Source organism: Caulobacter sp. GW821-FHT11A05, from assembly GCF_058809015.1.
In genome coordinates this window covers 99,404-113,157 of the sequence record NZ_JBXASF010000005.1, presented here as the reverse complement: position 1 = coordinate 113,157, position 13,754 = coordinate 99,404, and the positions used below count along the sequence as shown (strand labels likewise).

The window sequence follows — 13,754 nt, the reverse complement described above, 5'->3', positions numbered from 1 at the left end:
AACCGGTCCCCACAAAAAAGGGGCGGCCTTAAAGACCGCCCCTTCCCGTCTTGCCGGTTGAATCCGGCCTAGAACTTCTTGGTCAGGCTGAACTTGATCTGCCGACCAATCGCATTGTGGGTGAAGGGGTCATAGTTGAGGTCTAGCCGGGCAAACGGGGGGTCCTCGTCGGTCAAGTTGGTCACGGCCAGCACCCCAGTCATGTCCCAAGGCAAGAACGCGCGGTAGGCAACATCGAGAACGGTCCAGGAGTCGATGGTTTCTCCCGCCGGCAAGGTTGCAAAGATTGCGCGCTGATCCTGGTACTCGTCCCAGTAACGGACGGTGGCCCGCAGGTTGTGCGGACCGCTATTCCACTCGACAAAGGCTTGCCCCTTGATCTGCGGCAGCGGCGTCGCCGACTGCTGGTAGTTCAGGTAGCCGACCGCGTCGAACGCGGGCTGGACCACGACACCTTCGACGGTGAAAGCGTCCTGGGCGTACTCGATGGTGTAGGTGCCGCCCAGGCCCAGGGTCAGGTTGCCGAGATCGCCAAGGTCGAACTCGTATTCGCCCATGAAGTCGACGCCCGAAGTCTTCACCCCTGCCCCGTTAACCGAGAAGGTCGAGACGCGGGCAATATTCGCCGAATTGCAGGCGCCCTGGAAGGTGAAGCGGGCCTGCAGGCCGGCATAGGCGGCGTTGCCGCAGTTGCCGACGCCCGCGGTCGGGAACATCGCCGACACCATCGGCCCGACAGGCTCGGCGGTGATCGGGTTCTCGAAGTCGAAGTTCCAGTAGTCGATGCTGCCCTTGAACCCGCCCGCCTCGACCAGCAGCCCGATGTTGTAGGTCTGGGCGCTTTCCGGCTCGAGGTTCGGGTTGCCGCCGATGTCCACCGCCCGGAAGGAGCCGAACAGGAACTGCAGCGAGGTGACCTGGCCAGGCGCCAGGCTGGTGATCGGCGGGGCGCGGAAGGTCGTGCCGACCGAGCCGCGGAGGGCCAGCCAGTCGACGATCTGCCAACGACCCGACAGCTTGGGATCGAAGGTCGATCCGACTTCACCGCCATAGTCCTCGAAACGAGCCGCCAGCTGGAACTGCAGGTTGTCGAGGGCCGGAATGCTCAGCTCCCCGAACACCGAGTAGTTATCGCCGGTCAGCTGCGACGGGGTGCCGCCGCCGAGGAACATGAAGGGCCCGTTGCGAATGGCGCAGGCCGTCGTTCCCGTGATCGGCGTATCGATGCAGGGGTTCTTGGTCAGGTCGCTGAGGTCGTTGTACTCGGCCGTGAAGCCGTTCTTGCGGTACTGCGCGCCGAACGCCCAGGCCAGGTCGCCGCCCGGCAGGGTGATGCCGGTCTTGCCGCTGGCCACGGCATCGACCACCCAGATGTACTGGCGCTGGTTGGTCTCCAGCTTCTGGAAGAACCACCGGGTCAGGTCCGCAGAGTTGGCCACCGAGGCGTTGAAGTTGGGGTTGGTGGCCCCCGTGAGGCTGTTCATCTGGGTGGAGTTGGAGAAGGGGTTGAACCAGGCGCAGGTCGATCCCGGATTGCCCGCCACGATGCCGTTGCAGTTGGCGCCGCCAAGGCCGCGCAGGGCCAGCTGGAAGCGGCTGACGACGGTGTCATAGCCGGTCCGCGTCGCGTCCTGCTCGGAGAACGTGTAGGCGATGTCGTAGTTGAAGTACTCGTTGAAGGTCCCTTTGAAGCCGGTACTGAAGCGGAAGGCGCGATAGTTGCGCTTGCCGGTCGAGGGGCCGTTGTCGAACATCGGGTTGCCGCCGACCGAATAGGGCCGGTAGAGCACGCCCGGAATATAGGCGCCGTTGGCGAAGGCCGGGAAAGCACCTGGATTCTGAGCAATGTAAAGTTGATAGCCCGGATTGCTCGACGGCACGAAGTAGCCGGCCTGAAGCGCCGCCGAAGACCCGCCGGCTCGCGTTGGGTTGGTCGTGGCTGTCGGCACTTGCAGCGCCAGATAGGACGGCGAGGTCTGCCACTCGGGAACGTCGGTGCTGGCATAAAGCACCTCAGCGTGGAAACTGTGATCGGCATTGAAATCGAAATCGAACGAGCTGAACAGCTGGAACCGGTCTTCCTTCTCCGTCAGGTTGTCATAGCCGGTGTAGTTCCAGTTGCAGGTGCCAGCCACGAGCGTGCCGCCGAGCGGCGTACAGCCGACGTCGGTATGGAGCGTGGCGGCGGCCGGCTGGAAATTGCCGGGCGCTGGACTGAAGGTGGGCAGGTAGCGGGTGATGGCGTTGCCGCCGGAGTAGCCGCCCTGCGGGTTTTCGGCGAATTCCCGAACCGCCCAGTCGCGCTCGAGCGTCGAGAGCACCGAGCGGTGCTGATAGCCGGCCGACAGCATCAGATTGTAGCGGTCGTCGCCAATCCCGTAGACGGCGTTGGCCGTCCAGTCGCCGTCCGAGCCGTCGATGGCCGTGTAGCTGGCCGAAAGCTCGCCGCCCTCGAAATTCTTGCGGGTGATGAAGTTGACGACGCCGGCGATGGCGTCGGAGCCGTAGATGGCCGCGGCGCCGTCTTTCAGCACCTCGATGCGGCCGATGGCGGCGACGGGAATGGTGTTGGTATCGACAATGCCGGTGCCGACCTGGCCGAACGGGTTGGGCGTCATCCGCCGGCCGTTGAGCAGGACCAGGGTCCGCGAGGCGCCGATGCCGCGCAGGTTGACCGAGCCGGAGCCTTCCGAGCCCTGGGCCCGGGCGTCGAACTGGTTGGTGTCGCCGAGCACGCCGGAACTGACCGACAGCGACTTAAGCAGCTCAACGGTGCTGGGCGAGCCCTGTTTGGAGAGTTCCTCGGCGCCGATGACGTCGACCGGCAGGGCCGCGTCTTCCGGCGTGCCGGCGATCATCGACCCGGTGATGACGACCTCTTCGACCGCCGTGGGTTCGTCCTGGGCCGCGGCGACGCCGCCAAACCCGATGGCCGCAGCCATTGCCAGCGCCGATCCGCCAGCCAGATACGCTATCCTACGCATAACTACCCTCCCTGTTGTTTCCTGGTGGCCCCGCGCTTCTTGTGGTCGAGCGTCGGTGACCGGTTTCGTTGTGAATTATCCGCTGTCGGGATTACCTCCCCGAGCAAGCAGGGCGTTGGGCGCGGACGGGACCGCGCCGATCTGGAAGGTGTGGGATGGAGAGGCAGAGACGCCTGCCGCCCGGACACCGGTCCGGGTTGTGTTCAGGCCGTACGGGTTTGGCGATCTCGCCAACGCGCCCCCTTGGAAGTGCCATCCGCTCGCCGGATCAGTCCGACGAACAACTGTTCGATGATGCGGTATGTTTTCACGCCACGTCAACCGGCGTAACGCCGTAACGTTTCATCTTTGAAACAGCTGTGGCCTTTATGGCCCGTGGCAGGATGACGCAGCTTCCCTTGACGTATGCGGAACGCCGGTCAGTCAGTTTTCGAAAAGGACGGATGCTCCGGCGTCGGCGGGGCCGGCCAGGGATCGCAGGGAGGCGAACAGCTCGCGGCCGTGGCCAATGCCCTCCTCCGGCGGGGCGGCCGGGGCCCGGGCGGCGAACGCGGCCGGGTCGACGGCGATCTCAAGCGTGCCGGCCTCGGCGTCGAGGGTTATGATGTCGCCGTCGCGGACCCGGGCCAGGGCGCCGCCGGTCAGGGCCTCGGGGGTGACGTGGATGGCGGCCGGCACCTTGCCCGAGGCGCCCGACATGCGGCCGTCGGTGACCAGGGCCACCTTGCGGCCGCGGTCCTGCAACACCGACAGCGGCGGGGTCAGGCTGTGCAGCTCCGGCATGCCGTTGGCGCGCGGGCCCTGGAAGCGGACAACGGCGACGCAGTCCTTGTCGAGCTCGCCGCGCTTGAAGGCGGCCAGGTAGTCATCCTGGCTGTCGAAGACCACGGCCGGGGCGGTGACGGTGCGGTGCTCAGGCTTGACGGCGCTGACCTTGATGACGGCGCGGCCGAGCGGGCCGCACAGCAGGCGCAGGCCCCCTTCCCGCTCGAACGGGTCGGAGGCCGGGCGCAGGACGGTGAGGTCGCCGCTTTCCGTGGCCCCCTCGCGCCAGACGACGGTATCGCCCTCCAGCATCGGCTCCTGGGTGTAGTGGCGCAGGCCCTTGCCGGCGACGGTGCGGACGTCCTCGTGCAGCAGGCCGGCGGCCAGCAGCTCGCGGGTGACGAAGGCCAGGCCGCCGGCGGCCTGGAAGTGGTTCACGTCGGCCTGGCCGTTGGGATAGACCCGGGCCATCAGCGGGGTGACGCGGCTCAGCGCATCCATGTCTTCCAGGGTCAGCTTGATGCCGGCCGCCGCCGCCATGGCCGGCAGGTGCAGGCAGTGGTTGGTCGAGCCGCCGGTGGCCATCAGCCCGACGACACCGTTGACGATCGCCTTCTCGTCGATGACGTGACCCATGGCCGTCCAGTCGTTGGACTTGACCCCGATCTGCGCCGCGCGGATGGCGGAATGGGCGACCAGGGCCTCGCGCAGCGGCGTGCCAGGGGTGACGAAGGCCGAGCCCGGCAGATGCAGGCCCATCAGCTCCATCAGCATTTGGTTGGAGTTGGCGGTGCCGTAGAAGGTGCAGGTGCCCGGGCCGTGGTAGCTGGCCTGTTCGGCCGCCAGCAGCTGGTCGCGGCCGATCTTGCCCTCGGCGTAGAGGGCGCGGATGCGGGCCTTCTCCTGGTTGGGCAGACCGCTGGTCATCGGGCCGGCCGGCATCAGGATGGTCGGCAGCCAGCCATAGGCCAGGCCGCCGATGACCAGGCCGGGGACGATCTTGTCGCAGACGCCCAGCATGATGACGGCGTCGAAGGCGTCGTGGCTCAGCGCCACGCCGGTGGCCAGGGCGATGACGTCGCGGGAGAAGAGGCTGAGCTCCATGCCGGGGCGGCCCTGGGTGACGCCGTCGCACATGGCCGGCACGCCGCCGGCGAACTGGGCGGTGGCCCCGGCCTTGCGGGCGGCGGCCTTGATGATGGCCGGGTAGTCCTCCAGCGGCTGGTGGGCCGAGAGCATGTCGTTATAGGCCGAGACGATGCCCAGGTTGGGGGCCTTGGGATCCAGGGCCCGCAGGCGATCCTCGCCGGGCGAGGCGGCGAAGGCGTGGGCCCAGTTGGCGCAGGAGAGCTTGCCCCGGCCGGGGCCCTCGGCCTGCATGGCCTCGATCATGGCGAGGTACTTGGTCCGGCTGTCCCGGCTGCGTTCGACGATGGCCGCGGTGACTTCGGCGACGACGGTATGCATGGGCAAGTCCTTCAGGCCGACCAGAGGAGGCGGACGTCGCCTCGCGCGGCGGCGCGGATCAGATGGTGGACCGGCTCGTGGCCGTCGCGCTCAAGGATGGCGCGTTTGGCGGGGCCCGTGACGTAGATGAGGATCAGGCTGGCGTAGATCAGGGCCGGCAGGGTGAGGGTGACGCGATCCTGGGCCGGGGCCGGCTGGCCGGCGGGCGTATGCAGCACCAGGCGGGCGCCGGCCGGGTCGAGGCCCTGCTCCAGCACCGGGTTGCCCGGGAAAAGGGAGGCGATGTGGCCGTCCTCGCCCATGCCCAGCAGGACGGCGTCGAAGGGCTCCAGCGGCGCGACCTTGAGGTCGGCGGCCCAGGCGCCGTGGACCGGATCGGTCTCCTCGCCCTTGAGGCAGACGAAGCGGGCGGCGGCGGCGCGGCCCTGCAGCAACCGCTCGCGGATCAGGCGGGCGTTGGAGTCGGGCGAAGCGGTGTCGACCCAGCGCTCGTCCGACAGGGTGACGGAGACGTGGCTCCAGTCGAGGTCAGCGTCCTTCAGGCGGTCGTAGACCGGGCCCGGCGTCGAGCCGCCGGTGACGCACAGGTTGGCGGCGCCGCGGTCTGCCAGGGCGGCCTTCAGGCGTTCGGCGATGGCCGTGCAGGCGGCGTCGGCGGCGTCTTCGACGCTGCCGAACACCTCGACGGCCGGGCGGTCAGTCATTCCAGGCGCGTCCCGAACGCTCGATCAGACCCGAGGCGCCGGCCGGGCCCCAGCTGCCGGCCGGATAGGGCTTGGGCTGGACGCCGGCCTGGGCCCAGGCCTCGGCGACGCCGTCGACGAAGCGCCAGGCTTCCTCGACCTCGTCGCGGCGCACGAACAGGGTGGGATCGCCGCGGATGACGTCGAGCAGCAGCCGCTCATAGGCGATGCGCCGCCGGCCGCCCTCCTCGCCCAGCGCCTTGGCCAGGCTCAGCGACAGCGGCAGGGGCTGGAGGCGCATGTGCTCGCCGTTGAGGCCCGGACGCTTGTTCATGATGGTGAGGGAAATGTCCTCGTCGGGCTGAAGTTCAATGACCAGGCGGTTGGCGGTGATGTCGCGGTCGCCGTAGGGGCCGAAGATGGAGTGCGGCACCGGCTTGAACTGGATGACGATCTCGGTGCGCCGCTCGGCCATCCGCTTGCCGGTGCGCAGGTAGAAGGGCACGCCCTTCCAGCGCCAGTTGTCGATCCAGGCGGTCAGGGCGACGAAGGTCTCGGTGCCCGACGGGCGGCCGACCTCGGCCTCGTAGGAGGCGACCGGGTGGCCCTCGGCCATGCCGGCGACGTACTGGCCGCGGACGCTGTCCTTCTCGGCCGCCTCCGGGGTGAAGCGGCGCAGGGAGCGCAGCACCTTGACCTTCTCATTGCGCACCGCGTCGGGCTCGAGGTCCGACGGCGGCTCCATGGCCACCAGGCAGAGGAGCTGCAGCATGTGGTTCTGCAGCATGTCGCGGATGGCGCCGTAGTCGTCGTAATAGCGCCACCGGTCCCCCACCTCCTGGGTCTCGGCGACGGTGATCTGGACGTGGTCGATGGCCAGGTTGTTCCACAGCGGCTCGAACAGGGCGTTGGCGAAGCGCAGAGCGATGAGGTTCTGCACCGTCTCCTTGCCCAGGTAGTGGTCGATGCGGAACACCTGCCGCTCCTCGGCGGCCTCGGCGATGACGGCGTTGATCTGGCGGCTGGTCTCCAGGTCGCGGCCGATCGGCTTTTCCAGCACCAGGCGGGTGTTCTCGCCGACCAGGCCGGCTTCGCTGAGGGCCTTGGTCACCGGGGCGAACAGGCTGGGCGAGAGGGCGAAGTAGAAGACGATCAGCCCGGCCTCGCCGATGCGCGCCTTCAGGGCCTGGGCGCCTTCGGGCTTGCCGGCGTCGGTGGAGATGTAGTCGAGGCGGGCGGAGAGTTGCGCCCAGGCCTCGCCGGCCTCTTCCTTGAGATGGGCCTCGACGTCCCGGCGGTAGCTGTCGGCGTCGCCCTCGGCGCGGCCAACGGCGATGACCCGCAGGCCCTTGGGCAACAGCGCGTCCATCTCCAGGTGGAGCAGGGAGGGAAGCAGCATACGCATGGACAGATCGCCCGCCCCGCCAAGCAGGACCAGAACCGGAGCGGTATTCGCCAATGGAATCTCCTTGCGACGACGCGAGGCTTCTCTTAGCCGCCGTGCCCCGGGGAGTCAGCGGTTCAGAGGCCCAAAGGGTTCAATTTGCCGGGAAGCGACCTCTCGGCTTTCCCCTACGCCATCTGAAATGTTAGCGCTACCATAAGTGCGAGGCGACGCGGTCAGTAGGCGGTCTGGCCGATCCAGTTGCCGGGCGGGCTGTAGCGGCAGACGAGGATTTCCTCGTCGCGGGTGCGGGCCGTGGCGCAGCCGACCTGGGTGGTCGTGCGCCAGACCATCTGGGTGTAGTGGCCGACCGCCTTGCCCTTGCGCGCGACATTGGGGAATTCGCCGTGGCGGTAGTCGGCCCGCTCGGCGGCCCATCCCCCCACCATCTCCTCGATCGAGAAGTAGTTGGCTGTCCCCATCCACAGGTTCTCGCCCTCGGTCCGCTGGCCGTCATGCTGCAGCCGACCCTTGCGAGCCAGATTGTCGGCCCAGGCCTTCGCGTCGGCGGCCAGGCGCTTGCTCCAGCTGAGCGGCGGCGTGCCGACCTGCGCGCGGACGGCGTTGTGGGCGGCCAGGACGCGGGCCTGAAAGTCGTCCTGGGCGAAGGCCGGGGTGGCGAGGAGGAGGAGGATGGCCGCGAGGCGAAGCATGGCGAGGATTATAGCAGAGGATTGGGTCACTTCCGTCCCGAATTGGGGAGGGAGGAAACCGGCCCACTTCCAGATTTTACAACAAAACCTCCCTCCCCTTGCGGGGAGGGAGGCGCTCTACACCACGCCGATCTGAGGGCTCAGGCCGCCGGTGGGGGCGTCCATTTCGAACTGACGGCGGCTTTCGCCCTTGGCGCGGAGGTAGAAGACGAGGCCGACGGACAGCAGCACGCCGACGATCAGGCAGAGGCCGTAGATCTTTCCGAACGCCAGGCCGCCGGCGAAGAGGGCCACGTTGAGGGCGAGCAGGATCCAGATCAGCTTGACGTTGATGAAGTAGCGGTAGGCGGCCACGCCATCGTCCAGGCGGACGGCGTGGACGCCCGACTGGTCGAGTGACTTGGTCAGGTAGAAGCGGCCGCTGGCCCCCGGCTGCAGGGCCTTGGCGACGTCGCCGGCCGCCTGCAGCTTGGTCAGGGTCTGTTCCGCCCCGCCCCGTTCACGTAGGCGGACGCGATCGTAATAGATCCAGTCGCCCCGGGTCCGCTTGGGCGTGACCTCTTCGACGACGCCTTCGATCATCCATACGGTCATGGTTTCGTCCTCACGATTGGGTCCTTTCAGAACCGCCAGCGGGCGGTCAGCGCCAGGCCGTGGTCCTCGACGCCGTCGCCGACCTGGCCCGAGTAGGACACCCCGATGCTGACCCGGTCCGAGGCGGTGTAGGCCAGCTCAGCGTCGATGCGGGCTGAGTCCTCGGCCCCTGGCGGGCCGGAGACGGTGAAGGGGTCGCCGCCGGCAAAGGCGGCGGTGGCCGTCGACGTCGTGTCGCCCATGGCGTGGCGCCAGCCAAGGCTGCCGCTCAGGGTCAGGGTGGCGTCGGCGCCGACGGTCCATTCGGTCTGGGCCCGCAGGCCCAGGGTCGAGACGGTGACGCCGCCATTGCCGCCGCGCAGGGCCAGGGCCGCGGCCCCACCTTTTTCGGCGGCGTTCTCGCCGTCGACGGCGACATAGGCCAGGTTGACGAAGGGCTCGGCGTGGGCCCGGCCGAGGTCGAAGCGGTAGGCGAACTCACCGAAGACCTGGGCGACCTTGATGTCGTAGTCGGACGACAGGCTGTCGCTGAAGCCGGCGAAGGCGACCGCGCGGTCGACCTCCATCCGCCGCCAGCTGTGGGCGCCGCCGATGCGCAGGCCGAGCGGTCCCCACTGGGCGCCGAGATAGGCGCCCAGATGGTAGTCGTCGCTGGTCGCCTCCGACGCCCGGTCGTCGACCTCGAACTCGCCGCGGCTATAGCCGCCCTCCAGCCCGAAGCGCCAGTTTTCGCCGCCGGCCACGTCGACGCCCAGCAGCACCCCGCCGATCGAGCGGCTCAGTTCGGCGGCGTTGCCGTCGCTGTCGGTGTCGGCCCAGGAGCCGAAGGCGCGGGCCCAGCCGGCGGTCTGGCGGGCCTGCGGTTCGCCGATCTCGCGCAGGCGGTCCAGGGCCGCGTCGCGGACGAAGCGGCTGTCCTCCAGGCTGGCGCCGCGCACCGAGGCGTGGATCTCGCCGGAGATCTGGTCAAAGGCGGCTCGCGCCTCACCGAAGGTCGGCAGGTAGACGATGGCGTCGAACAGCGGATTGCCGGAGCCCAAACTGTCGGCCCCGCCGCCGGCGGCGATCTGGTTGGGGGTCAGGCCGGCCTCGACGAAGGCGTGGGTCTGGGAGACATCGACGTAGACGTGGGTGGGGTCGTAAGACGCGACCAGGTCGATGAAGGCCGAGATGTTGGTCGCCCCGCTGACCGTATAGGTCCCGGTGACGCCGCCGGCGGCGGTGAGCACCGTGTAGCGCGTGCCAAGCGCATAGGACGCCGCCGGACCGGTGCGGATGACCTGCAGCCCGGCCCCGGGAGCCAGGGTCGCCGCGCCGGTGACGTTGATCAGGTCTGAGGTCCCGTTCGGGGCCAGCTCGGCCTGGTAGATGGAGCCGGAGGCCTGGGCGTAGGGGCCGATGACGTTGAGCGTGCCGATCGAATTACCGGGGGCGATGGTCGATCCGGCCAGGGCGTTGACCCCGCCGACGCTGCCATTGCCGGCCAGGGTGGCGGTCGAGCGGAGGGTGACGAGCGACTGGGCCAGCGAACCGTTGACCACCAGCCGGCCGCTCCAGACCTCGGTCGCGCCGCTGAAGTCGCTCTCGCCGGTCAGGGTCAGGATCCCGGCCCCGCTCTTGGCGAACAGGCCGTCGCCGTGGAGGGCGTTGGCCAGCACGCCCGGCGCCTCGGCGTCGATGACCAGCATGGCGTTGTTGGTGATGTCGCCGGAGCCGAAGCTGGTCGCCCGGCCGATCAGCACCCCGTCGGTGACGGTGGTGCCGCCGGTGTAGGTGTTGAGGCCGGTCAGGAACAGGGTTCCCAGGTCGGTCTTGTTGACGCCGCCGGCCCCGGCCAGGACCGAGCCGATGGTGGCCGCGTAGTCGGCGCCGTCGGCCGTGCCGTCGCCGACCCGGATGGCGGTCAGCGGGTCGGTGACGGTGAGGGCGTCGCCCCGCACCCAGTAGCCGTCGACGGCGAACTGCAGGCCGCCGACGACGATGTCGCCATCGCTGTCATCGACAACGACCGTCCCGGGCGCGCCGGTGAAGATCATCAGGCCCGATTGCTGCGGCGGGCCGTTGGCCGAGCCGGTTTCGTCGGTCCAGCTTGGGTCGGCGGCGTTCCAGGTCCCCGAGCCGCCGCTGATCTCGCCGTCGGCCGGGGTCCCGGGGTCCCAGAAGTTGAAGGTCAGCGGCGGGGCGGCGCCGTAGACCAGGTTGACCTGGCCGGCCACCGAGGTCTGGATCGAGAAGTCGGCGGGATCGGTCCCGCCGGGGGTGGCGCCGATATCCAGGCCATTGTTGGTCAGGTCGCCGCCGTAGTCGATGATCCGGTAGAGGCCTTCGCCGAACGCGCCGGGGGAACTGATCGACAATTCGCCGTCCAGGACGAGGTCGCCGTCAACGTCGAACAATACCGCCCCCCCAGGCGCGGTGAGGGTGACGTCGACAAGGCTGCCGGCGGCGAGATTCAGTTCCGCCATGGTCAGGGTCTGGCCCTGCACGCCGGCCAGCGTGCCGCCGTCGAGCACCTGGACCGTACCGAACAACTGGCCCGAGCCCGTCAAGGTCCCGCCTGGGCCGACCGTCATGCCCTCGCCGCCGAGAATGCCATCCACCTGCAGGGTTCCACCGCCCTCCACGAGGGCGACCGCGCCCAGCGCGCCCTCGATCACCAGCCTGCCGCCGCGAACCTCGAGCAGGCCGGTGAACGCGCTCGAATCGGCGGTCAGGACCGTCGTGCCGGCGATATTCATGATCCTGCCGGGCGCGAACTCCGACCGGATCACCGCCCCGAACTGATAGTCGGCGTCGGTGTGGTTGAATGTCAGGAAGCTGTCCCCGCCCCGGAAGGCGATCAGGTCGGTCTCCAGGAAGCCGGCCGCATCGGCAGGGCTGAGGCCGTCGGCGCCGATGTTGAGCGAGCTGTTCTGGTACAGATAGATGGCGTTGGCCGAGATGGCCGCGCCATCGCTGACCGTGACGATGCCGGCGCCATCGCCGGTCAGCGAGATGTAAAGGTCGCCGCCAATGTCCCAGCGCGAGCCGGCCCCGTCGACGGTCGCCAGGCCGAGGTCGTTCTCGCCGACAAAGGCGTCGTAGGTGCCCAGGACGGTGACGACGCCTCCGTTGGTGATAGCCAGGGAGCCGTCGCCGTCGCTGGCGACATGCATCGTGGCCTCGACCGACAGGCTGGAGCCCGCGCCGTCCACCTGCGCGGTGGCGGACGCGCCGCCGCCGACATCGAAGAAGCCGGCGCCGTTGGCGGTGAAGACGCTGACCGCGCCGCCGTTGGTGATCTGCAGCGCACCGTCGCCGCCGGCCGCCCCGCCGCCGACCGACATGGCGCCGTAGTGGACCAGGCTCGATCCGGCCCCGTTGACCACCAGCTGGCCGGTGGCGCCGGCCTGGACGCCGAGGCGGACATAGCTGGGCCATTGCTGGGCGCCGTTGCTGATGATCGAGCCGCCATTGGTGATGAGCACCGAACCGATGCCGCGCCGGCCGATGATGAGGTCCGCCCCACCGTCGTTGTCGTCGATCAGCCAGCGGGAGCCGGCGCCGGTGACCATCGCCGTGCCCAGGCCGGTGTCATTGTAACCGAGGGCGGCGTTGGCGCTGCTCAGGGTGCGGCCGTTGGCGATCGTCAGGGAGCCGTTGGCGTCCCAGCCGATGCGGATGTTGCCCGCCGCGGCGTCCGCGGCGTCGATCAGGGTGGGGTTCGGCAGGGTGGTGTCGATGAAGACGCTCGTCGTGGCGTTCGGAAGGGCGCCCGTGTCCCAGTTGGCGCTGATGTGCCAGTTGGTAGAGTTGGAGCCGTCCCATTCCCGGTCCTGGGCCAGGGCCGGGGCGCCGACCGCCAGCCCGATCGTCAGCGCCGAGGACGCCAGCAGGAAGGCCCGGCCGTCCAAGGCCCGGCCAGTGTAAGCGCGCATGACCCGCGCGCCGCTCCGGTTCATCATCATCAACCCTCCACACAGCAACTGTTGGAGGGATAGGGGGCGCGGCGGGGCGCCGCATCGGACGTTCGTCCGATGACGTCGCGGGTTAGACGGTCTCGCCGAGAATCAGCCGCACCAGCTCGGCCTGGCGATGCACGCCGGTCTTGTCGAAAATCCGCGACAGGTGGGTGCGGGCGGTGGCGAAGGTGATGCCGCGTCGCTCGGCGGCGGCCGGCTTGCCGTCGCCCTTGGCGATCTCCAGGGCGAAAGCGGCCTCGGCGGCGGTCAGGCCGTAGCGGGCCTGCAGGCGCAGGGTCGGATCGTCCGGCGGGTGCTCGGTGGCGTCGAACAGGATGGCCGAGGGCTGGCCGGAGGTGAGCACCGGCATCCGCCGCAAGAGGGGCGTCGCCTGCAGGGTCAGCGGCCGGCTGGAGGTCCCGCGGAGGTGGGCCGACGGCGGCGCGAAGGCCCGGCCGTCGCCGATGCAGGAGGTCACCAGCCGCCGCAGATGGGCGGCGTCCTCCTCGCGCTCAGAAGCCAGGAAGCCGCCCTTCAGCCGCAGGCCGCGGCCGGCCTTGAACAGCAGCTCCGCCGGCGGATTGGCGAACAGCAGCCGGCCGTCGGGGTCGACGACCAGGGCGGCGACGGACAGCTCCTGCAGCAGGCCCGCCGACAGGGCGCTGTCGGCCTCGCCCTGGGCGAGGCGGATGTTTAGCCGCACGGCCCGGGCCATGTGCGGCGACAGGGTGCGGAACAGGCGCAGCGCCTCGGGCCCGAAGTCCTCCCGTCCGGACAGGGCGAAGACGGTGCGCCAGCCGCTCTCCTCGAGCAGGGTGCCGCCCAGCTTGGTGCGGTAGCCCTGCGGCAGGGACCATTCGTTGTGGAAGGCGCTCTTCAGCAGCGCCTCGCGCGGCATGACCATCTCGTCGGTGGCCGCGGCCCCGGGACCGAGCGCCGTCATCCGGTGCCAGACGTCGTTGAGGGCATGGTAGTTCTCGGCGTAGGTCCGCATGTAGTCGGGATCGGTGCGCGGCGCGAACAGCCAGGGCAGGCTGTCGGCGGCCATGGTCCCGAGGGCGGCCTCGCGGGCCCCGAAGGCGTCGGCGATCCGCTCAAGCGTCCGCGGCCACAGGTCGAACGACGCCGCCGCTGCGTAGATGTCGTCGACCAGGCCCAGCACGGCGGTGTCGTCGATGGCTCTCAAAGGCGCCTCCAGACCAGAAGTGCCCCCCAACGGCTCA

8 protein-coding genes are annotated in these 13,754 nt (G+C 69.2%); all 8 read right to left on the bottom strand.

Going from position 1 to position 13,754, the window contains the following annotated elements; genetic code table 11:
* Positions 1-68 precede the first annotated feature (68 nt).
* A complete protein-coding gene (locus AC1RSK_RS09410) occupies positions 69-2,984 on the bottom strand; it encodes a TonB-dependent receptor plug domain-containing protein (RefSeq protein WP_492907239.1) in 2,916 nt (971 codons plus the stop codon).
* A 423-nt stretch (positions 2,985-3,407) separates the two neighbouring features.
* Positions 3,408-5,216: a phosphogluconate dehydratase gene (gene edd / locus AC1RSK_RS09405; RefSeq protein ID WP_492907238.1), complete on the bottom strand. Its 1,809-nt coding sequence runs from the start codon at positions 5,214-5,216 to the stop codon at positions 3,408-3,410.
* An 11-nt stretch (positions 5,217-5,227) separates the two neighbouring features.
* On the bottom strand, positions 5,228-5,920 hold the full coding sequence (gene pgl, locus AC1RSK_RS09400) for a 6-phosphogluconolactonase (RefSeq protein WP_492907237.1): 693 nt from the start codon (positions 5,918-5,920) through the stop codon (positions 5,228-5,230).
* Complete coding sequence (zwf, locus tag AC1RSK_RS09395; RefSeq protein ID WP_492907418.1) at positions 5,913-7,364, bottom strand: glucose-6-phosphate dehydrogenase; 1,452 nt, start codon at positions 7,362-7,364, stop codon at positions 5,913-5,915. Before zwf ends, pgl begins: the two co-directional genes overlap by 8 nt.
* 155 nt (positions 7,365-7,519) lie before the next feature.
* The gene (locus tag AC1RSK_RS09390; RefSeq protein ID WP_492907236.1) at positions 7,520-7,996 is read right to left on the bottom strand and encodes a CAP domain-containing protein; all 477 of its coding nucleotides are present in this window, start codon (positions 7,994-7,996) and stop codon (positions 7,520-7,522) included.
* 117 nt (positions 7,997-8,113) lie between these two features.
* A complete protein-coding gene (locus tag AC1RSK_RS09385) occupies positions 8,114-8,590 on the bottom strand; it encodes a hypothetical protein (RefSeq protein WP_492907235.1) in 477 nt (158 codons plus the stop codon).
* Positions 8,591-8,616: 26 nt separating this feature from the next.
* Positions 8,617-12,507, bottom strand: coding sequence for an autotransporter domain-containing protein (locus AC1RSK_RS09380; protein ID WP_492907234.1), 3,891 nt, complete (start codon positions 12,505-12,507; stop codon positions 8,617-8,619).
* Positions 12,508-12,619: 112 nt separating this feature from the next.
* On the bottom strand, positions 12,620-13,717 hold the full coding sequence (locus AC1RSK_RS09375; protein WP_492907233.1) for a helix-turn-helix transcriptional regulator: 1,098 nt from the start codon (positions 13,715-13,717) through the stop codon (positions 12,620-12,622).
* Between the last annotated feature and the right edge of the window lie 37 nt (positions 13,718-13,754).

Coding starts and splice junctions, on each gene's coding strand:
- AC1RSK_RS09410 (WP_492907239.1), bottom strand. CDS start 2,984: ATGCGTAGGATAGCGTATCTGGCTGGCGGATCGGCGCTGGCAATGGCT.
- edd (WP_492907238.1), bottom strand. CDS start 5,216: ATGCATACCGTCGTCGCCGAAGTCACCGCGGCCATCGTCGAACGCAGC.
- pgl (WP_492907237.1), bottom strand. CDS start 5,920: ATGACTGACCGCCCGGCCGTCGAGGTGTTCGGCAGCGTCGAAGACGCC.
- AC1RSK_RS09390 (WP_492907236.1), bottom strand. CDS start 7,996: ATGCTTCGCCTCGCGGCCATCCTCCTCCTCCTCGCCACCCCGGCCTTC.
- AC1RSK_RS09385 (WP_492907235.1), bottom strand. CDS start 8,590: ATGACCGTATGGATGATCGAAGGCGTCGTCGAAGAGGTCACGCCCAAG.
- AC1RSK_RS09380 (WP_492907234.1), bottom strand. CDS start 12,507: ATGCGCGCTTACACTGGCCGGGCCTTGGACGGCCGGGCCTTCCTGCTG.